Source organism: Shewanella sp. UCD-FRSSP16_17 (assembly GCF_001675935.1).
In the GTDB taxonomy this organism is placed as follows: domain Bacteria; phylum Pseudomonadota; class Gammaproteobacteria; order Enterobacterales; family Shewanellaceae; genus Shewanella; species Shewanella japonica.
Map to the genome: position 1 here is coordinate 41243 of NZ_LZFV01000001.1, position 19499 is coordinate 60741.

Sequence of the window (19499 nt, forward strand, 5' to 3'; positions counted from 1 at the left end):
CCTCATTGCCTTTATTATTGGCTTACTATTATAAGCTAGCCAATAACAAGTTGCAGGCAAATATTATTAGTCAGAGGCTTGTTGGCGACTTTGTTTTCGCATTTTCAACATTTTTTGCTGCACATTTAAACTGGCTTTGACGAGTTGCTCTACATCAGAGTCGAGTATCTGGCTAAATTCGAATGTCACAAGGTAGCCGTTTTCGGTGCTTTGGCACTGACTGACTTGGCATAAACATAATATCGCAACGAGTTCACTGCTGATGTAAATCGAAGATTTAAAGTAATCGCCAATGGTGAGGGGATCAGGGCTGACGATGCTTATACCGCTGCCACCAAATTGGGTACCTTGATAACGCTCACCCGATTGCACTTCTTTTTCTAAAACATGCTGTAACACTAAATCGACTTTACGTGACTGTAATTTTAAAAAATCGACCACAGCTTTTGCTTCATTATCTAATTGACGTAGCTGCAATAAGCAATTGGCTTCAAGTTCTTTGACTTCTGACAGCAGCTTAAGCCCGACAGACTGCATTGAGCGAAGATCCTCTTCTGTTGGGATAGCGTTAGATTCAGGCCAAGTTTCCAAATAAACATTGAATTGATGAGGCACAGTAAAATATGCGTTAGATTCAGTGAACAAGGTTTGCCTCTTTATTTATCAAACTAATACCCCTATTATCATGCCCATCTTTATCATTTAGCAAGTTTTAGCCTGCTTACGTAAATAAACGGCTGTTTTTCATGCATAATAGACTCACTAAGCCGTTATATTTACTTTCTACACTCGGGGTGCCGTTTCCTTTATGAACTTTCGGTTTTCATTATTCATTGGCTATCGCTATTGGCGAACCAGAAAAGCGAATGCGTTCGCATCCTTCATTACCTTTTTTGCCGTATCAGGTATCTTTTTAGGTGTTGCTGCACTGATTATTGTTAGCTCAGTGATGAATGGGTTAGAAGGTCAACTTAAACAGCGTATTTTAGGTGCAGTTCCGCAATTAACTTTAGTTTCAGAAGCTGGGTTTAATGATTGGCAAGGTGATACCAGTATTATTGTTCAGCAAAATGGTATCCATGGCATTGCCCCATCAGTAACCACCCAGGCGATGGTGCAATCCAATCAAAATATCAGTGCTGTTCAAGTGTATGGGGTTTTTCCTGAATATGAACAGGACTTATCTGCAATTATCGCAAATACCTATTCAAGTGCGTTTGAGCAATTACAGGCTGGCAGTTATAACATTGTTTTAGGCAGTGAATTAGCCCGTAAACTGTCTATTAATATTGGTGATAAAGTCAGATTATTAAGCGGTGATGGAGTGGTTTACTCTCCGTTAGGACCGGTACCTAGTCAGCGTAAATTTACCGTGGCTGGCGTATTTGAAATGGGATCACAAGTTGATGCCGCACTTGCGTATGTTCATTACCAAGATGCAAGGCGATTAATGCGAATTAACCCTAAAGAGATTAACGAGCTAAGAGTGTATTTAGCTGATCCGTTTTCTGCACCGCAAGTGGGTGAGAAAATCACTGCAGTTCTCGCTCAACAAGGCATATCCATTACCACTCGTGATTGGCGTGAAGGGTTCGGACACTTGTTTGCAGCCGTTAAAATGGAAAAGAACATGATGTCGCTGATGTTATCGCTAATTGTTGCTGTTGCAGCATTTAACATTGTGTCAGCGCTAGTGATGATGGTGATAGACAAAACGACCGATGTCGCAGTGTTAAAAACACAAGGTTTAACTACTCAAGCAGTGATGAACATTTTTATCGTTCAAGGCTCACTGAATGCCATTATTGGCCTCGCACTTGGTGCAATTGTGGGTGTAATGATTACGTTGAATTTAAATATTATTTTAAATGTGCTGGGCATATCAGTTTTAGGCGCAGGGCAAATGCTACCTGTTGAGGTATCACTAAGCCAAATTAGTATCATTGTGGTGGGCACGCTAGCAATGACATTAATTGCCACAATTTATCCAGCATTAACCGCTGCGCGGGTTCAGCCTGCCACTGCTTTGAGATATGAATAATGAATGATAAAACCTCAGTGATCCTGCAAGTAAGCCAAGTTTGTAAACAGTTTCATGACGGTGAAACGACAACAAAAGTGCTGTCAAATGTCGATTTGAGTGTTTACAAAGGTGAGCAACTGGCAATTGTGGGGAGTTCTGGCTCTGGTAAAAGTACCTTGCTGCATATTATGGGGACTTTAGATATTCCAACATCGGGTGAAGTGACACTGGATGGTGAGAATTTGTATACCCTATCTGCATCAAGACAAGCTGAAATTCGCAATCAGGATTTAGGCTTTATTTATCAGTTTCATCATTTATTACCTGAATTTTCAGCGATTGAAAATGTGGCGATGCCAGCCTTCATTCAAGGTCGTGATAAAAAACAAACGTTACAAGAAGCGCAGGCATTACTTGAAAGAGTAGGGCTAGGTCATCGACTTCAACATATACCCGCACAACTATCTGGTGGCGAGCGCCAGCGTGTAGCCATTGCTAGAGCATTAATCAACAAACCTAAGCTTGTTTTGGCTGATGAGCCTACAGGTAACCTTGATGCAAGCAGTGGCGATAGTGTATATGAGCTTATTCGTGAACTTGCCCATCAACTTGGCACAGCGTTTGTTGTCGTAACCCATGATTATAAATTAGCGGCGAAAATGGATCGCCAGCTAACAATGAAAGATGGAGTACTACAAGACATGGCTGATATTTCGGTTCAATCAACAGCAGCGGACAAACATTAATGAAGTCTTTATTACCGCTAACGATAGGTTGGCGATTTTATCGCGCTAGACAATCGAATGGTTTTATTGGATTTATTTCTTTTGCCTCTACAGCTGGTATTGCCCTTGGTGTGGCTGTATTAATTCTGGTTCTTTCTGCAATGAATGGCTTTGAAAGAGAATTAGAACAACGTTTGTTAGGTGTGGTGTCCCATGGTGAATTGTTAAGCGTTAATGAGCCGCTACATGATTGGCAAGCGATTGCTGAAACAGCCACACACATGCCAGATATTGTTGCTACAGCGCCATTTATCAGAATGCAGGGATTAGTGCAAAAACCGGGTGGTTTCCAAGGAATTGTGCTTAACGGTATTGAGCCTAAATATGAGCAGTCAGTTTCAACTCTTGCTGAATTTATGCCAGAAGAAACATGGAATACCTTATCAGTAGCTGAAAATAATATCGTTTTAGGTCGTTCGTTACTCGATAAATTGGGTTTAGATATTGGCGATACCTTATCCATGTATACGCCTGATATGAGCCAATCAAATACATTGTCGGCAGCAAAGAGTCATCGCTTTATTGTTGCGGGAGTTTATGATGTTGGTGGCGAAATAGAGTCAACACAGGCTTATGTTTCAATGGCATATTTAGCTAACATTCTTAAACTGCCAGCCAATTCAGCAACAGGGCTTAGGATCACGGTTAATAATGTATTTAGTGCGCCACGCATTACTCGAGATTTAGGCTATGCCCAAAGTCAGTACTTACATTTAAATAATTGGACTCGCTCACAAGGGCATTTGTATCAAGATATTCAACTTGTGAGAATGGTAATGTATTTGGTGCTGGCTTTGGTGATTGCTGTGGCTTGTTTTAATATTGTGTCTACGCTTGTGATGGCTGTCAGGGACAAAAGCTCTGAAATTGCTATTTTGATGACCATGGGCCTAAAACGACCAGCAATAATGTCAATATTCATTATGCAAGGTGGGTTGAATGGCTTTTTAGGCTGCACTATCGGCGCAGTAATTGGGGTGTTGTTAGCAACGAACCTGAGTGCTATCGCCAGTGCAATAGAGCAAACTTTAGGAATACAGTTACTCGCTTCTGATATTTATTTTATTGACTTTTTACCTTCTCAATTACAACAGGAAGATGTCATAGTTGTTGTGGCAATGGGGTTAGTCATGAGTTTATTAGCGACAATTTACCCCGCTTATAAAGCAACAAAAATAGCACCTGCTACAGCTTTAGCTGGCCGATAAAGGCAAAATAAACGCGCTGAGGCGCGTTTATTTTGTAGCCTCGCTATTCAAATCGACTTTTAACAGCATCCCAAATACCTAAAGAGGTGTCAGGAAATAGGTCTATACCTAACCAAGACTTCAATAGATATAAAAGTAATAAGCCGAATAAGGTACTCATCAAAATAAACCCTCCGATGGTGGCAAACATCWTCAACATCGACATATTCTTTTCTCGACGGGTGTAAGCACGCTTGTTTTTACCCAGTAAAAAAACGTAATAAAATCGCCATTTGATAAAGGGAAATTTAAAGGTTCCTCGACTATCTAAAAAATGGCCTCCCCAAGTATTAGGGCCTAAGGCCATTTTTATTGCATTGAGCTGTTCATCAGTAAAGGTTTCTGCAATATTTGAAGGACTGCGCTTGAGCACTTTTTCGATAAGAGGATCTTGTCTGATAGACTTGCTGGAAGACGTGTCGGGAGTATTAGCCATATTAGGTCCATAATTCCTACTATCAAATGACTTAGTAAAAGATGACTAAGTGTCTAAATTAAACCTAGCATATATTTGTTGAGTTACTGAAATTATTCATGAAAATGAAGATAAATGACGAATAAAACAATAAAGGATTAGTTGATGAGTAATTGCATAATAAGTCATGAATTGAATGGCGATGCTGCCAACATTATTCAGTTTTGGTTTACTGATATTGACTCGGGTTTATGGTTTACAAAAGACAAGGAATTTGATGCGACGATTAAGCAACAATTTAATCATTTTCACCGTCAAGCTAACGCCGGAGAGTTATTCCATTGGCGTAATACTGCGTTAGGTCGTTTAGCAGAAATCATTGTATTAGATCAATTCTCAAGAAACCTTTATCGAGATTCAGCCAAAGCGTTTGCTTCTGACTCACTGGCTTTAGTATTGGCGCAAGAAGCTATTCATTGTGGTGACGATAAACGGCTCAAGCAGACAGAGCGAAGTTTTCTGTATATGCCTTTCATGCACAGCGAATCACTATCGATTCACCAGCAAGCATTAACGCTATTTAAACAAGATGGCTTGGAGTCTAATTATCAATTTGAACTAAAACACCTAGCGATTATCGAAAGGTTTGGACGATACCCTCATAGAAACATGCTGTTAGGCCGTGAATCTACAGAAGAAGAACTGAGGTTTTTACAGCAACGGGGTAGCGGTTTTTAAAGCGGCTTTCCATGTGGAGACAAATTGGTTAAAGGAAAACTTTGATCATTAATCAAGGATAATTACCTTTGTTATACATCTGTATATATTTGTGTGTGATTGGCGGCGGTTGTACAGGTGTATAGTTAGTGTCGCAACTATTATTCCCCGGTGATATTAAATGAGCGAGTTATTAAATAAACATGGTTTCTCGCGAGTGTAGCCACGACATTAACCTAATAATGCAGAAGGAATTGCAACCCTCTCAAACCTCGCGTTTTCGAGAATTGCTTCTTCTTGATGTGGTAAGCTGTTGAAATTATTGTCTTTTATGGTGGCGCTACTTACATGGCCACCCAAAATAATTCTCGGTTAACTCAATTCTCGTTTTTATCCTTAGTTAAGCTGATTGATTTAGATAATGGTGGCTGTTAAGTTATTAAAATTATTAATAAATAGAGCTGATAGTGATCAAGTTTTGGTAAAGTACCTAAGGGGGTTTATCGGAATTCTTGCTAATACGCTGTTATTTGTTTCAAAGCTATGGAGTTGAATAGTATGGATGTAGCTCAATTAATAGGCGTTGGTGGTGCTGTTGTCGCAATGATTTATGGCCTGTATATTATTAACCAGCGTATTACAGCTAAAAATCAAGGTTTTGGCCCAAATACCTTAAAGATTGTAGGTGTGGTTTTATTCATCCCAACAATTCTAATTTTAGCTCTTGTTACTAGTTTTCAGTCAGAAACATTAGCTGCATTACTTGGTACTGTTGCTGGGTATGTTTTATCAAATAATAGTAAAAATGACGGTACTGACTAAAATACATAACAAGCATTTAATGGGCCTTATGTGATTCTTAGAAAAGGAGTTCTTATGAATAAACTATTGATACTTTCATTGACTATTTTGTTTTCCGGTTCGTTATTAGCTAATGACTCAAAAATAGATCTCGATGCGTTTGCGAAGTTGTACTTTGATAAAATGGTCGCCACGCAAAGTCCGACAGCTACAAAAAAAGAATTAGAAGAATATTTAGCATTATTAACCGACGATGTTGGTCACTCGCATTTGCCTTGGGTTACTGATGATTCTCGCTTACCGTCTGGTAAAAGTGATATGCGTAAAGGGATGACATTCTATTTAGGTGCTCATACTGAGTACAAAGCTGAATTATTAGACGTATTTGCTTTCAATCAATCAGCCATTGCCATTAGATATAAAGACTATGCTAAAGGTATTCACCCTCAAAGTAATCAGCCTATTGAGTACTCTCAAACAATGATGGAAGTACTAGAAATTGAGGATGGAAAAGTGGCTGTCATTCGTAAATATCACGAATAAATTCACATTAAAGGCGCTCAAGAACGGCCAAATACAGTTAGCCTTGTATGTTCCTTGCTTATTTCCTCAAACAATTTTTTTGCACGCTTGGCGTGGCGTTATGCGTAAGGAGTATCATGCAATTAGAGTCACCACATATTCCATTAGGGATTAGTTTAGATGAAGGTTTAAACATACTTGAGTCATTTTCTTCTGAAATAGAAAAGTGTACCGATAAAGAAGGTGAATTTTATAAAATCGTCTTTGATAATTGGGAATGTGGTTTCTATGAGAGAAACGGTATCGTAACTTCAACTTGGTATAACGATTCGGCAGGTAGAGAAACTGAAGAAGGCATTAATTCAAAGGTCAATCGCTATTTAAATCGTTACGGTGAAATTAATGACTGGGAAGCTGGAATTAATAACGGTTGGATTCAGTTTTTCATAAATCATACATCAGGTGTAAATATGGCTTATGGCTTACATAAAGATGTTATTCGCTTTAACAGCATTAGATAGTTCAACACGTTAGTCATATATCTGAACATCTATCTGAGCATCTATCTGAAGTAGTGCAGCAGTTATCATTGTCACCAGGCTATAAATGTTCTAGAAAGTTGGGCTGACTTAGTTAATGTGAGTGCTGATAAGATGGTAGACGCCTAATTAAGCCAAGTTGTAATAGTGGTTATTGATGTATTTTCAATGTTAAATTCAGTGATTAAGTCTGCTGTTGGATGAATCTGGGTAGTGTTCATGCCGGTAAAGCTTACACAGAAAAGACAGCGACTTGTGATACATCGTTTATCCAAGGCGCTATACTTTTTTGCGTAACTCTTATAAATCGACTGACTATAAATCGACTAACTATAAATCGATTAGCAATAAATCGATCAGAGATAAACAGGTTGATTAGTCATTGTGCTGTTCGAAACGAAGCAAGGCTAAATCATCATTACCGTCTAAAACGTGCTTAACAAACGGGTTATTGAAAACAACCTCACTCTTACCTGCGTGTAGTGTAATAGGTGAGTCATTTTTAATTTCTTCAAGGTAAATATCATTGAGCATATGGCTGTAATATTTAATAAAACTTGGAATAACTAACATTAAGTCAGATGACAATGTCTGGATGAATTTAAAGATATTCATTTTAATGTTTTTATCGATAGCGACCACACTGGCTAACTTAATTAAACCATTTTGTGCTGCGCAAAAGGCCAAATGCCCGATGATTGAATTATTGTAGTAAAAGCAGACTACTTTTAGTCTTTTACAGTCAATGTGTTCGATGGTTTCATTAAAGTCATATCCACTTTGAGACGCATGTGCGTTATAGATTAATGCTTTCTCATCTTCAGTCATTTCATCAAACCAAAACTCTTTGATTTGATTGATATTATAATTATAAATATTCGGTTTTTCATTAATAGCAGTTTTGTGCTTACGTGCCTTGATAACCACTTTCAATTCATGTTCGTCATATTGATAACATTGGTTGAAGAAGTTGGCTAAACCGACTCTGCGATTTAGCGAAGGCAAGATAGTGCCTTTTTCCCATAGACTGACCATTGACTGATTGATGTTTTTAAATAAGCTATGGTTAGTCGCTAAATCATCGGCAAGTGATTGCTGAGATAAGCGGTATGACTTTCTATAATTCCTTAAGGCGACGGCAAAGTCTTCTTTGCTGAAAATTTCTTCTTTACTTTGAGCGGACACTCTCTCTCCCTTGATACATATGTGAGCTGATGTGCGTAATACACTAGGCGGTGTAAATGCTAGTTAACATTTGTGATGAGGGCTACTTATAATGGCTATTAGGTATGCTAATATGGATTAAGTTTTACACTTTCAAAAACCTGCATGTATAGAAAATATCCAGAACAAATTAACTTAAATTATTTAAGAATTTTTAACGAGTTATATATCACTCGTAGTACAACTTTGGCTGCAGCAAAACTCGGAATATCTCAATCAGCAGTGAGCCAGGTTTTATCTAAATTACGTCTTGCTACTGATGACCCTTTATTCATCAAAGGCCAAAATCATTTAGTGCCAACCGTCAGAGCGACGACAATTGGCGAGGGTTTGGCGAATGAATTGATACAATTAGATAAACGTTTTTACCCTCAGGATTTTTTAAGTCATGGAGATTTCGATGGTGAGATTAATTTTGCCATTGGTAGTCCTCTGATTGATGTTATTGCTAAAAATCTTGTTGAAATAGTGATTGAGGTATTACCCAAAGCAAAAATCAATTTTACTCATTGGGGAGATCATACCCTTGATCAAGTCATTAATGGCGATGTTCACATTGGGCTTAATTTATTTCCAATTAATGCGCCAAAAGAAATTAGACAAATACCATTGATTGAAAGCCAGCCTATTTTTATCAGTCGGACTCCTAATGCGTGGATTGAAGAGGGGATGGAGTTGAGTGGTTTTGAAAAGCACGACTTTGCAGGGATAATTTTTTCAGATATCAATCGTATGCAACCAGCACTGGAAAATAACGATCTCACTGAGGGATTCAAGTTTAAGTTTAGATCAGAGTCTCACTCGATATTGGCGCAGTTTTTACAGTCAGATAATTCTATTGTTATTGCGGATAAACTTTCTGCACTTTACTATCCCGGACACTATTTTTACGAGGTTCCCGATAAAGTCGCTAATTTATTACCATCACGTTTAAGTTATGCATTGTATTATTTGCAGGCAAATCAGCAACATCAAATATATTCGGGCTCAAAAGATCTAGTGAAATCATTAATTGCAGGATTACTTTCATCAGTTGAACTTATTGCCAATCGTAATTTACACTCTGACTCTACTATCACCTAGTTTATAGAGCCCTTGTTTAATAAACATAGGCTCTATTTGGGCTGGATGATTGGGGCTGATGATATTAAAGCTTAACCATTAACTTGCCTTGGTTTTCGCCTTTAAAAAATAAATTTAATCCTTCAATTGATGATTCTAGCCCATTGAGTACATGTGAGCGATGCTTCACTTTCCCTTGCAGTACATAAGGAGTGAGCTTTTCTAATAAGCTAGGGATTTCGCCAAAATGATCTGGCATGGTAAAACCTTGCACTGTTATACGTCTTTTTAGAATATTCATCCAGCTTGGTCCTAGCGCAGGTGTCTGTTTACTGTAATCAGCAATCAGACCACAAACCATGACGCGGCCATGAGGGTTCATTCTGTCTACTATCAGGCTTTGAATTGGACCTGCAGTATTTTCAAAAAATAAGTCGATACCTTGGGGAGCTAATCTGTCGAGCTCCTCTTCTAAATTTGCTGTTTTGTAGTTTATGGCTGAATCAAATCCCAGCTCATCAACAATCCAATTGGCTTTTTCATCACTACCAACAACACCAATGACGTGAAGTCCATCAGCTTTAGCAAGTTGGCCAACAATAGAACCGACAGAGCCCGCAGCGCCTGTTACTATTATTGTTTCACCTTTTTTAGGTTTACCTACATTAAATAACCCTTGCGTGGCGGTTAACCCAGGCAGAGCAAACACAGATAGAATGGTTTCATCAGGTAAAGGGGCATCCACTTTATTTAGGCCTTTGCCATTACTGCAGAAATACTCTTGCCAGCCCATCATTCCCATGACTCGATCGCCGACCTTAAAATCAGGGTGATGACTTTCAACGACTTCTCCTATACCACTACTGCGCATGACTTCACCTAGATTTACTGGTGGTATGTAGCTGTCCGTATCAGGTTGCATCCAGCCAAACATAGCGGGATCCAGTGACATATAGTTTTGCTTTACGAGAATTTCACCCGGGTTAACCTTTGGCATTGGTAAGGATACGATTTCAAAAATATCTTGAGTAATTGGTCCGCCTTGTGGTCGTTTGACTAAGTTAATTGCAGTAAATGTACTCATTTTGCTTCCTTCAATGAGATCGATAATTAGGTATCGGTGTGAATAAGATAAACAGTATTATTACTTTGATTATTGATAAGATATAGTGGGATAATTGTCTTTCTTTATTGCTTTTATGACAATAATGGGTGGGGTATGGATCAATTAAGAGCGCTTAAATATTTTATCAAAGTGGTAGAAACTGGCAGTTTTACTCACGCAGCCAAAAGCTTTTCGGTACCTGCTTCTTCATTATCAAGGCGAGTGGCAGATCTTGAGACAAGCTTAGGTGCGACGTTATTGAAACGGTCAACTAGAGCCGTATCATTGACTGAGATTGGTGCTGAATACTATCAACAAGTATCACAACTATTGCTACAGCTTGAACAAAGCAATGAAGCGGTAAGAACGTATCAAACAGAGCCAATGGGAAAGCTGAGAATAAGCGCCATGGTTGGTATCGGCAGAGAAGTACTTATTCCGCTTTTAGATGAGTTTTCTCGCTTATACCCAAAAGTCATTTTAGATATAGAGCTTAGTGATGAATTGTCCTCGGTTGGTCGTGATGATGTGGACATTGCTATTAGAGGTGGTTATGCCCCAAATGATCGCGTTATGGCGATTAGATTAATGGACAATCAATTTATCCCTGCTGCAACTCAGCAATACCTCGACACAATGGGAACGCCAACACATCCATCAGAGCTGCAAGATCATAAAGGTTTATATTATCGCTCACCAAATGGTCGTGTACCTTGGCTGAGTAAAATAAATGGTCAGTGGCAAGACGTATCAGCACCAGCAGCAGCGATTAGCAATGTGGGGGAGTGGCTAATTGCAAAGGCAAAACAACACCAAGGTATTTTGATGATGCCACGCTGGGTTTTATCGCCGTTTTTAGCCAGTAATGAATTAACTGAGTTACACTTTGAGCCACCATTGTCTGCCACTCAAAGTGATGATTTTGGCGTATATTTGATTTATCAAAAACACCGCTACCATGTGCCAAAAGTCAAAGCCGCAGTGGATTTTTTAGTGGCGAGAATTAAACATGCTTAACCTATTAATCAATCACAAAAGGTAAGGTATTAGGAATGAAGACAACCAATAAGCCCGTTCAAGTACCGCAATTGAATACACAACGATTAACAATACGGGCTTTTCAATCTGATGATTTAGCTAATTTTGCAGCTTATCGAGCGGATCCCATCATTGCTCAATACCAAAGCTGGAATGATTACACTGAAGAAGATGCCCTGCGTTTTTTTTCTAATATGGATTACCAAATGTTCGGTGTTGCAGGCCTTTGGTTTCAATTGGCCTTGATTGAAAAAGACTCGCAACAGTTAATTGGTGATATCGCACTACATTTTGTTGATGAGCAGCAGGTTGAAGTCGGTTTTACCTTAGCAAGAACGGCACAAAAAAAAGGTTACGCAACTGAAGCCATGAAATCAGTGATTGATTATTTATTTTCTGTACTGAAAAAACATAGAATTACCGCAACAACTGATGCTGAAAATAGTGCGTCAATGACACTATTGATGCGGCTCGGCTTTAGAAAAGAAGGGCATTTTATACAAAACATATTTTTCAAAGGAAAATGGGGGGATGAATGCGCCTTTGCACTATTGTATAAAGAGCACCTTTCCTATGAGTCTGCTTGAAGTATATAAAGGAGAGTGGTGATGTCTTGCAATGACTGTGAAGAGTCCATTTTTAAGCAAAAGATAGGTCGTTGCCGAGCGTGTATGATGCAACTTACTGTATTGAGTCTTATCTGTTGGCCGTTGTGGTGGTGGAATTATGCTGATAACCCGACGTTGGTTGAATCGATTGCGCTACTGTTTTTCTGCATTGCATTTTCTGGACTGTTAAGTTTGCACTTAGTGGTACTGATTTATCGAAAATTATCAGCAGCTGAATAAATATGTGCAGCTAACTCTCACGTATTATCATTTCAATCGCACTGGCTTAAAGTCGATTTGAGAAAGTAAAAAGCCAGCTTAAATGCTGGCTTTTCATTCAATATCACGGTTTAGGTTAGCTTCTTTTTTTCCACTTAAATAGTATCGAATATTTCCATAGACTTTTAATCACAAAGAAGCTGATTAACGCAAAAATTGCCCCCAAAATAACACAACCTAATAAAAATGGTGGACCGATTGTTCCGATTGAACTTTCAACCCATTGCCAACTGGCTTCAAATGCGAAGTCAGTCGTATCCATCCCGAGGATATTTGCACCTAATAGGTAGGCAGCATAAAACATAAACGGCATGGTAATCGGGTTAGTTAACCAAACTAGCGCAACGGCGAGGGGAATATTAACTTTGAAATAAATGGCCATACCTGCAGCAATAACCATTTGAAAAGGTAAAGGCAGCCAAGCAACAAAAAGGCCAATAGCAAATGATCCAGGCGCTGATTTTCGATTCAACGTCCATAAATTGGGATCATTTAATAAGCTGCCAAATATACGTAAATACTTATGATTACGTATTGTTTCAGGCTTCGGCATAAATTTTTGTAATAATTTTTTTGGCATATACGCGATTACTGTCTTTAATTAATCAATGATAAATCGATTCATTTATGGTTTTTGCGCCAGTATGCTTTTTAGCAATTTGCTGCCAAGCCTACTTCCTATATGGATGGCGTCTATCACTTTGATAATAGTGTTAGTAACTTTTAAAAAGTGGTCGTTCATCAGTGGAACACTTTTTGGAGTGTTGCTAGTTTCTATTTGTTTTAATTCACTATTTTCTTCACAAGAATCAAATATCCCTGTCAAAAAACAATTTAAGGCAGAGATAGTATCACTAGTTAGCGTAAACAGCGACTGGATAAGTTTCGATATTCGGCTGCTTTCTGAACAAAGTCGCTTTTATGACCACTACTATAGACTCATTTGGCAGCAACCGCCTGAATTAAAAGTCGGTCAAACTTGGCTGTTAAATGCCAGACTTAAACCGATTACCAGCCCGCTTAATCAAGGTGGTTTTAATCAACAAAAGTACCTATTAAGCCGTCATATCGTCGCAAAAGGCACGGTGAAGCAAGGGGAGTTAGTCGCCTATTTTGCGCCTTTTAGGCAAACAATCATAGATAACCTAACACCTGTATTAAGGAGCTTAGACAATAGCGCTGTTATGCAGGCGTTACTATTTGGCGACAAATCATTATTATCCAATCAGCAATGGCAGCAGTTACGTCAAACAGGAACTGGGCATTTGGTGGCTATTTCTGGCTTGCATTTATCCGTTGTTTTTGGACTTTTTCTATTATTATCGCGTGGGATGCTGTTTACATGTTGGCCGCATTCTAGTCGCAGGAATCTGCTTTTATCTATGCTCATAGCAACTGTGTTTGCTTTGGGTTATGGCTATTTAGCTGGTTTTGCCATTTCAACACAACGTGCCTTGGTGATGTTGCTTGCACTTGTGGTCCTCACCATGGTCAATCAATATGCTTCAACATGGCAGCGACTCATTTGGGCGTTATTTGCTGTTTTATTAATTGATCCTTTCGCGAGTTTAAGTGCTGGTTTCTGGCTGTCTTTTAGTGCGCTGGCCATTATTTTATTAACCATTGACTATACCTCGCTTCAACAACAAACCGCGCTTTCACAAGAAAGTGATAGCACTGATTGTATAGATAGTGTTGACTCTAATAGGGAACAACTAAGCCTTTATCAGCGTTTTGTTCAAGATCACCAAACCAGGTTTAGACGTTTAATCAGTCAATGTAAGGCTTTTTGTGTTGTATTTTGGGCAGTGCAATGGCGGTTGGCATTAGCTTTAGGTTTGGTGCAAGCGGTATTGTTTGGCATTTTCTCATTTCACAGTATTTGGGTTAATTTCCTTATGGTGCCTTGGTTTAGCTTTGTGGTTATTCCATTAAGCATTATCGCTTTGGTGCTCAATTTACTGTTGATGATAATGCCCATACCACAAAACTGGTCGTACATACTTGGCGAAACTGTAATGCAATTAGCTGATTTGTCACTTAGCCCTTTTCAGTGGTTAATTGGCTTTAGTGACGCCTGGCCACTCGCTTTAGTGAGGTTGCCAGATAATCTCATCTTGAGTGTGGCTTTCTTCATAATGGGACTATTTTTAATAAAATGGTCAGTGGATAAAACATGGCGAGTCGTATCAAGTTTATTGTGTATTCCCTTTGTCATGTTGACAGTGCAGCATTGGACTTTACATCACATTGATCCATTTCAGCACGCCGATAATGAGCCAATCATTACAGATTCAACGCTAAAGCCGATTCATTGGCAAGCGCATGTTATTGATGTAGCTCAAGGCATGTCGGTACTACTGCAGCAGGGGAATCGTGGCGTACTTTATGATACAGGCGCCGCGTATGGGGAGAGTTTTTCTTATGCAGAGCGAGCTATTGTCCCTATGTTACAAGCAAAAGGGGTTACTCAATTAGATTACGTCATTGTGAGCCATAATGATAATGACCACGCTGGAGGGTTAAATGTCATAACCAAACATTACCCAGAGGTGATTGTCATAGCAGAGCAAGCCGTTATCGATAAAAGTATTAATTTAAGCTCTGAGCTGGCTACTGAAGCACCAGCACATATGCTTTGCGAAAATAACCAAATAAAGTGGCTTAACTTAACCATTGAGATGCATATTAATACACTTGAAAGTAATGATAATAACCGCTCCTGTGTTGCTTATATTATTGATACTCAACGGCGGCTATTTTTGGCTGGAGATATTGAAAAAGAAACTGAGTATGAATTCCTTAAGCGAGACGTATTAGCCCCCGTTGATGTGTTACTTGCACCGCATCATGGGAGTCGAACATCGTCTACACTAGACTTTATCGATGCAGTGTCACCAAAGCATGTTATTTTTACCGCAGGCTACGCGAATCAATATGGATTTCCTAAAGAAGATATTCAAAATCGTTACAAACTTAAAGGAGCTAAAACACTTGTTAGCGGTGACTCGGGTCAGATTAGTATAGATTTTGAACCATCAAACTATGCTATTCGTGAATATCGTTCAGATATTGCGCCATTTTGGTATAACAGCCTGTTTAGATTTGGTGAGAAAGTTAAAGCAGAGTAGAATAACCCTTTGTTTGCTATTCAAGTGTTAACGTAATCAATGACAACAACTAATAACGAAATGTCGAGTAATAACGAAATGTCGAGCGTATTTAAACGCCTTCTTACTTATCTCATTCCGATGAAAGGAATGTTTTTGTTAGCAATCTTAGGTCTGTTAACTTACGGCTTAGTCGACGCCGCTTTTATTGCGTTCATTAAACCTTTTATCGATGAAGGCTTTAGTCAAACGCCTAATGTGGTTGGTGGCGTAGAAGTTCCGACCCACGGCGGGTTTAATGCCAACAAAGACATTATGTTAATGGCGCCACTTGTGGTCATTGGTATGTTTACACTTCGGGGGATTGCGAATTTCGTATCGACCTATTGTGTATCCTACATGAGTGCTAAGTTAATCATGGATATGCGTCAGCAAGTGTTTGAACATTATTTACGCTTACCTGTCAGTTATATTGACCGAGAAAACAGTGGTAATTTAATTTCTCGAGTTACATTCGATACTGAACAAATCGCCCGAGCATCCGGCAGTGCACTTATTTCTATAGTACGTGACTCGATTACAGTCATTGCAATGTTAGCCATCATGTTCTTTTATTCTTGGAAACTATCCCTGTGCATATTAGTGATTGGCCCATTAATGGGGATAGTTATAAGCCTTGTCAGTAAACGCTTTCGCAAGGTTTCTAAGCAAATCCAATCAGCTATGGGTGGGGTCACAGCGACAACAGAACAAATGATCAAAGGCCACAAAAATGTATTGGCGTTTGGTGGTCAAAAAACGGAAGTTAATCGTTTTTTCAAGGTGAATGATTCTAACCGTCATCAAAATATGAAGTTAGCTGTCGCCCAAGCAATCAGTCAGCCAGTGATTATGATTATCGGTTCATTTGCTCTTGCGTTTGTACTGTATGCCGCAACATTTCCTGGATTAAAAGAAGAACTGACCGCGGGTACTTTTGCCGCTATTTTAGGCGCTATGATGGCAATGCTGCAGCCAATTAAAAACTTAACGCGAGTGAATGCTGAGTTTCAGCGTGGTATTGCAGCGTGTACAACCGTGTTTGAGCTACTTGATACCGCCCCTGAATCTGATACGGGTGAATATGAAGTGGCGCGAGTTAAAGGTAACTTGAAATTCAATAACGTGACATTCAGTTATCCAGACACTGAAAAGCCAGCGTTAACCAATATTGACTTTGAAGTAAAACAAGGCAAAACCATTGCTTTGGTTGGCCGAAGTGGATCAGGTAAGTCGACCATTGCCAGCTTAATGACGCGTTTTTACACTGGTGTATCTGAAGGTGATATTACCTTAGATGATGTCAGTATTTATGATTACAAATTGAAGTCTTTGCGTAATCAAGTCGCCTTAGTATCACAACAGGTGACCTTATTTAACGATACTATCGCGAATAACATTGCATATGCCTACCCAGGTGAAGTGACTCGAGAGCAAATTGTTAAAGCCGCTGAACTTGCTTATGCAATGGAGTTTATCGAAACTCTACCAGAAGGCTTAGACACCGAAGTCGGTGAGAATGGCGTTTTGCTATCAGGTGGACAGCGTCAAAGGATTGCCATTGCTCGTGCTATGTTACGTGATGCGCCTGTCCTTATTTTAGATGAAGCAACCTCGGCTTTAGATACTGAATCTGAAAAAGCCATTCAACATGGGTTAGATAACTTACGTCACAACCGCACATCCATTGTTATTGCACATCGACTTTCAACGATTGAATCTGCAGATGAAATTCTTGTTATCGACCAAGGTAAAGTTGTCGAGCGCGGTGCGCATGCTGAGCTAGTTGAGCAAGAAGGCGTTTACGCTAACTTGTATAAAATGCAATTTGGTAATTAAATGCAGGCGTTAGYTAACAAAATTTGGTATCAAGGTCATCCGGCAAAATGGTTGCTTATGCCATTGAGCTGGTTATTTGGGCTTATTACTTGGTTGCGTCGCCTTGGGTTTTCACTCGGGATAAAACAAGCTAAAACTTTACCTGTGCCTGTGATTGTCGTGGGTAATATCACAGCTGGTGGCAGTGGCAAAACGCCTACCGTTATCTACTTAATTGATTTACTTCGCCAGCATGGCTATAAGCCTGGGGTAATAAGCCGCGGATACGGGGTTAAAATTAATGGCGTGAAAGCCGTTAATTTAACCGATAAAGCGGTAGATGTGGGTGATGAGCCAGCCATGATTGTGGCGCGTACAAACGTTCCCATGGTGGTTGGCGCTAAGCGTATTGACGCGGCGCAGAAGTTGTTATCTGATTTTGATGTTGATGTGATTATTAGTGATGATGGCTTACAGCATTATGCCTTAGCCAGAGATATCGAACTTGCGATTGTAGATGGGCAAAGACGATACGGTAATGAATGCTTAATTCCGGCAGGGCCATTACGAGAAGGCATTTGGCGATTAAACACTATTGATTGGGTGATCAACAATGGTGGTGCAGCGCAAAATGATGAAGTGGCAATGCAATTAGTACCGTGTTCATTAACAAGGGTAGACTCTGCAGCGTCTTCTAATACCTCATCTTGGCAATCTGAACCCGCAGTGGCTATGGCGGGGATTGGTAATCCGCAACGTTTTTTCGATAGTCTTAGCGCGTTAGGGTACGACATTGTTCAAACTCATGAGTTTGAAGACCATCAGGCATTTGATAAACAGGTATCAGCGCAACTCTCTGAAGAGCATCCATTGATAATGACAGAGAAAGATGCGGTTAAATGTCGCGATTTTGCACAACAAAACTGGTGGTATCTGCCAGTAAATGCGAAGCTTAATAAAAGTTTTGATCAAGCATTTTTGAATAGACTAGAACAAGTCGTCAAAGTTAAACAAGGAAACCTCCATGGCGTTCGATAAAAAATTACTTGAGATTGTGGCTTGCCCAGTATGTAAAGGTAAGTTGGAATTTGATAAAGAAGCAGATCAATTGATTTGTAAAGCTGACAAGCTCGCTTATCCAATTACTGAAGGCATTCCTGTTTTGCTTGAAAACCGAGCATTACCGCTAGAGTCTTAAAAAATCATTATTAAAAAAGCGCCTTTAAGGCGCTTTTTTTTGATTTAAATCCCATGCTACATATCAATTCGTTGGTTAACTATTGTGCACTTGTTGTTATTAGTATGTAGGTACTGATTATAGAGTGATTGCACTATTTATGCGCTGACGTAAAAGTCAGCCAGTTCACCTCGAAAAATTTGAAGTCTATGTCTTATAGCTTAGATACTGAATACTTAATTCGGTATGGCGGACAAAAAATGACTCAAATGCATTCTTTTCAGGACAAAGTCGCACAAATGCTTATTTTAAATGAAGGTGTGCGTATCAGTCATTTTGAATATCAAGGTAAGCGCTATTGGCTTAAACAAGTTGAAAAGCTTTCTGGAGCGATGCGCTTTTTAAAATCTGATTCAGCCGAAGCCTTATACAAAGAAACTCAAGTTTTGAAACTTTTACAAAACGATGGTGCTCCAGTTCCCAAGGTACATGCAAGTGGCGATGGATATCTCGTTGTTGAAGATGCAGGGCGCACGGTTAGGGATTGGCTTGAAAGTGATGATATAGCCAGTGATGAATTACAGCGTATTTTGAATGATACCAGCAAAGGTTTAGCTCATTTGCATTTGATGGATCATGCACATGGAAGACCGGCTTTACGCGACATAAGTTGGGATGCCGGTGAAGTTAAATTTATCGATTTTGAGGCCAATCAGCAAAAGGGCACCTTGTTGAACCAACAAATTCGAGATGTATTAGTTTATGTGCATAGCCTATACCGCTACATAAATGATAAAGAAAAGATTTCGGCTGCGATAACGGCTTATCGCCAAGCTGGTGGTGAGGTTATTTGGCAACAAGCCAAGCAATTTTTACAGTCTTGGCAATGGTTATACTATTTTGCAAAACCGTTTCAAGGTATAGGTGGTAAAGATTTAAAACCAGTGTATTGGGTGCTATGGCACTTTAGGTACCATTAAATAAAAAGCC

21 protein-coding genes are annotated in these 19499 nt (G+C 39.4%); 16 read left to right on the forward strand and 5 right to left on the reverse strand.

Translation table 11 applies throughout. From position 1 onward, the window contains the following. Positions 1–66: 66 nt before the first annotated feature. Complete coding sequence (locus tag A9267_RS00195; protein ID WP_055026284.1) at positions 67–645, reverse strand: PilZ domain-containing protein; 579 nt, start codon at positions 643–645, stop codon at positions 67–69. 163 nt (positions 646–808) lie between these two features. Here A9267_RS00195 and A9267_RS00200 point away from each other — a divergent pair, with 163 nt between their 5' ends. The 3 genes from A9267_RS00200 to lolE are packed head-to-tail and all read left to right on the forward strand — an operon-like array spanning position 809 to position 4016. After that, complete coding sequence (locus tag A9267_RS00200; protein WP_065107802.1) at positions 809–2041, forward strand: lipoprotein-releasing ABC transporter permease subunit; 1233 nt, start codon at positions 809–811, stop codon at positions 2039–2041. Further along, positions 2041–2769 (forward strand): lipoprotein-releasing ABC transporter ATP-binding protein LolD, encoded by a 729-nt coding sequence (lolD, locus tag A9267_RS00205; protein ID WP_065107803.1) that lies wholly within the window; start codon positions 2041–2043, stop codon positions 2767–2769. The genes A9267_RS00200 and lolD overlap by 1 nt, the downstream gene beginning before the upstream one ends. Next, positions 2769–4016 carry a lipoprotein-releasing ABC transporter permease subunit LolE gene (gene lolE / locus A9267_RS00210; RefSeq protein WP_065107804.1) on the forward strand — a complete coding sequence of 416 codons (1248 nt, stop codon included), beginning with the start codon at positions 2769–2771 and terminating at the stop codon, positions 4014–4016. Before lolD ends, lolE begins: the two co-directional genes overlap by 1 nt. Positions 4017–4059: 43 nt before the next feature. Here lolE and A9267_RS00215 read toward each other — a convergent pair whose 3' ends face one another. Next, positions 4060–4491, reverse strand: coding sequence for a hypothetical protein (locus tag A9267_RS00215; protein WP_065107805.1), 432 nt, complete (start codon positions 4489–4491; stop codon positions 4060–4062). A gap of 144 nt (positions 4492–4635) precedes the next feature. Here A9267_RS00215 and A9267_RS00220 point away from each other — a divergent pair, with 144 nt between their 5' ends. The 4 genes from A9267_RS00220 to A9267_RS00235 all read left to right on the forward strand — a co-directional run bounded on the left by A9267_RS00220 (position 4636) and on the right by A9267_RS00235 (position 7031). Further along, positions 4636–5208, forward strand: coding sequence for a DUF924 family protein (locus A9267_RS00220; RefSeq protein WP_065107806.1), 573 nt, complete (start codon positions 4636–4638; stop codon positions 5206–5208). Positions 5209–5745: 537 nt separating this feature from the next. Beyond that, positions 5746–6009, forward strand: coding sequence for a hypothetical protein (locus A9267_RS00225; RefSeq protein WP_197495487.1), 264 nt, complete (start codon positions 5746–5748; stop codon positions 6007–6009). 54 nt (positions 6010–6063) lie between these two features. Beyond that, a complete protein-coding gene (locus A9267_RS00230; RefSeq protein WP_065107808.1) occupies positions 6064–6531 on the forward strand; it encodes a nuclear transport factor 2 family protein in 468 nt (155 codons plus the stop codon). 116 nt (positions 6532–6647) lie between these two features. Further along, on the forward strand, positions 6648–7031 hold the full coding sequence (locus tag A9267_RS00235; RefSeq protein ID WP_065107809.1) for a hypothetical protein: 384 nt from the start codon (positions 6648–6650) through the stop codon (positions 7029–7031). A gap of 393 nt (positions 7032–7424) precedes the next feature. Here the strand turns inward: A9267_RS00235 and A9267_RS00240 are convergent, their stop codons facing one another. Beyond that, on the reverse strand, positions 7425–8234 hold the full coding sequence (locus A9267_RS00240) for a helix-turn-helix domain-containing protein (protein ID WP_065107810.1): 810 nt from the start codon (positions 8232–8234) through the stop codon (positions 7425–7427). 144 nt (positions 8235–8378) lie between these two features. Here A9267_RS00240 and A9267_RS00245 point away from each other — a divergent pair, with 144 nt between their 5' ends. Beyond that, on the forward strand, positions 8379–9356 hold the full coding sequence (locus tag A9267_RS00245) for a LysR family transcriptional regulator (protein WP_065107811.1): 978 nt from the start codon (positions 8379–8381) through the stop codon (positions 9354–9356). 64 nt (positions 9357–9420) lie between these two features. Here the strand turns inward: A9267_RS00245 and A9267_RS00250 are convergent, their stop codons facing one another. After that, positions 9421–10419, reverse strand: a complete 999-nt coding sequence (locus A9267_RS00250; RefSeq protein ID WP_065107812.1) for an NADP-dependent oxidoreductase — start codon at positions 10417–10419, stop codon at positions 9421–9423. A gap of 135 nt (positions 10420–10554) precedes the next feature. On the opposite strand from A9267_RS00250, the gene A9267_RS00255 reads away from it, so the two are divergent. Genes A9267_RS00255 through A9267_RS00265 form a run of 3 tightly spaced genes read left to right on the forward strand, consistent with a single transcriptional unit; the run spans position 10555 to position 12326 of the window. Continuing rightward, entirely contained in the window at positions 10555–11457 is a 903-nt protein-coding gene (locus A9267_RS00255; protein ID WP_065107813.1) for a LysR family transcriptional regulator, read from the forward strand. Positions 11458–11492: 35 nt separating this feature from the next. After that, entirely contained in the window at positions 11493–12065 is a 573-nt protein-coding gene (locus A9267_RS00260; RefSeq protein WP_065107814.1) for a GNAT family N-acetyltransferase, read from the forward strand. Between the two features lie 21 nt (positions 12066–12086). Further along, complete coding sequence (locus A9267_RS00265; protein ID WP_065107815.1) at positions 12087–12326, forward strand: DUF3624 domain-containing protein; 240 nt, start codon at positions 12087–12089, stop codon at positions 12324–12326. Positions 12327–12441: 115 nt separating this feature from the next. On the opposite strand, the gene A9267_RS00270 is transcribed toward A9267_RS00265, so the two are convergent. After that, entirely contained in the window at positions 12442–12945 is a 504-nt protein-coding gene (locus A9267_RS00270) for a DUF2062 domain-containing protein (protein WP_055023400.1), read from the reverse strand. 64 nt (positions 12946–13009) lie between these two features. Between A9267_RS00270 and A9267_RS00275 the strand changes: the two genes are divergently transcribed. The 5 genes from A9267_RS00275 (at position 13010) to A9267_RS00290 (ending at position 19489) form a co-directional block, all read left to right on the forward strand. Then, positions 13010–15496, forward strand: a complete 2487-nt coding sequence (locus A9267_RS00275) for a DNA internalization-related competence protein ComEC/Rec2 (protein ID WP_269454705.1) — start codon at positions 13010–13012, stop codon at positions 15494–15496. 60 nt (positions 15497–15556) lie between these two features. Beyond that, positions 15557–17353, forward strand: a complete 1797-nt coding sequence (gene msbA, locus A9267_RS00280; protein WP_156669095.1) for a lipid A export permease/ATP-binding protein MsbA — start codon at positions 15557–15559, stop codon at positions 17351–17353. Continuing rightward, the gene (gene lpxK, locus A9267_RS00285; RefSeq protein WP_065107817.1) at positions 17354–18370 is read left to right on the forward strand and encodes a tetraacyldisaccharide 4'-kinase; all 1017 of its coding nucleotides are present in this window, start codon (positions 17354–17356) and stop codon (positions 18368–18370) included. It abuts the gene before it with no gap. Further along, positions 18357–18530, forward strand: a complete 174-nt coding sequence (locus tag A9267_RS21435; protein ID WP_080915983.1) for a Trm112 family protein — start codon at positions 18357–18359, stop codon at positions 18528–18530. The genes lpxK and A9267_RS21435 overlap by 14 nt, the downstream gene beginning before the upstream one ends. 239 nt (positions 18531–18769) lie before the next feature. Then, a complete protein-coding gene (locus tag A9267_RS00290) occupies positions 18770–19489 on the forward strand; it encodes a phosphotransferase (RefSeq protein WP_082972144.1) in 720 nt (239 codons plus the stop codon). The last annotated feature ends 10 nt before the right edge of the window (positions 19490–19499 follow it).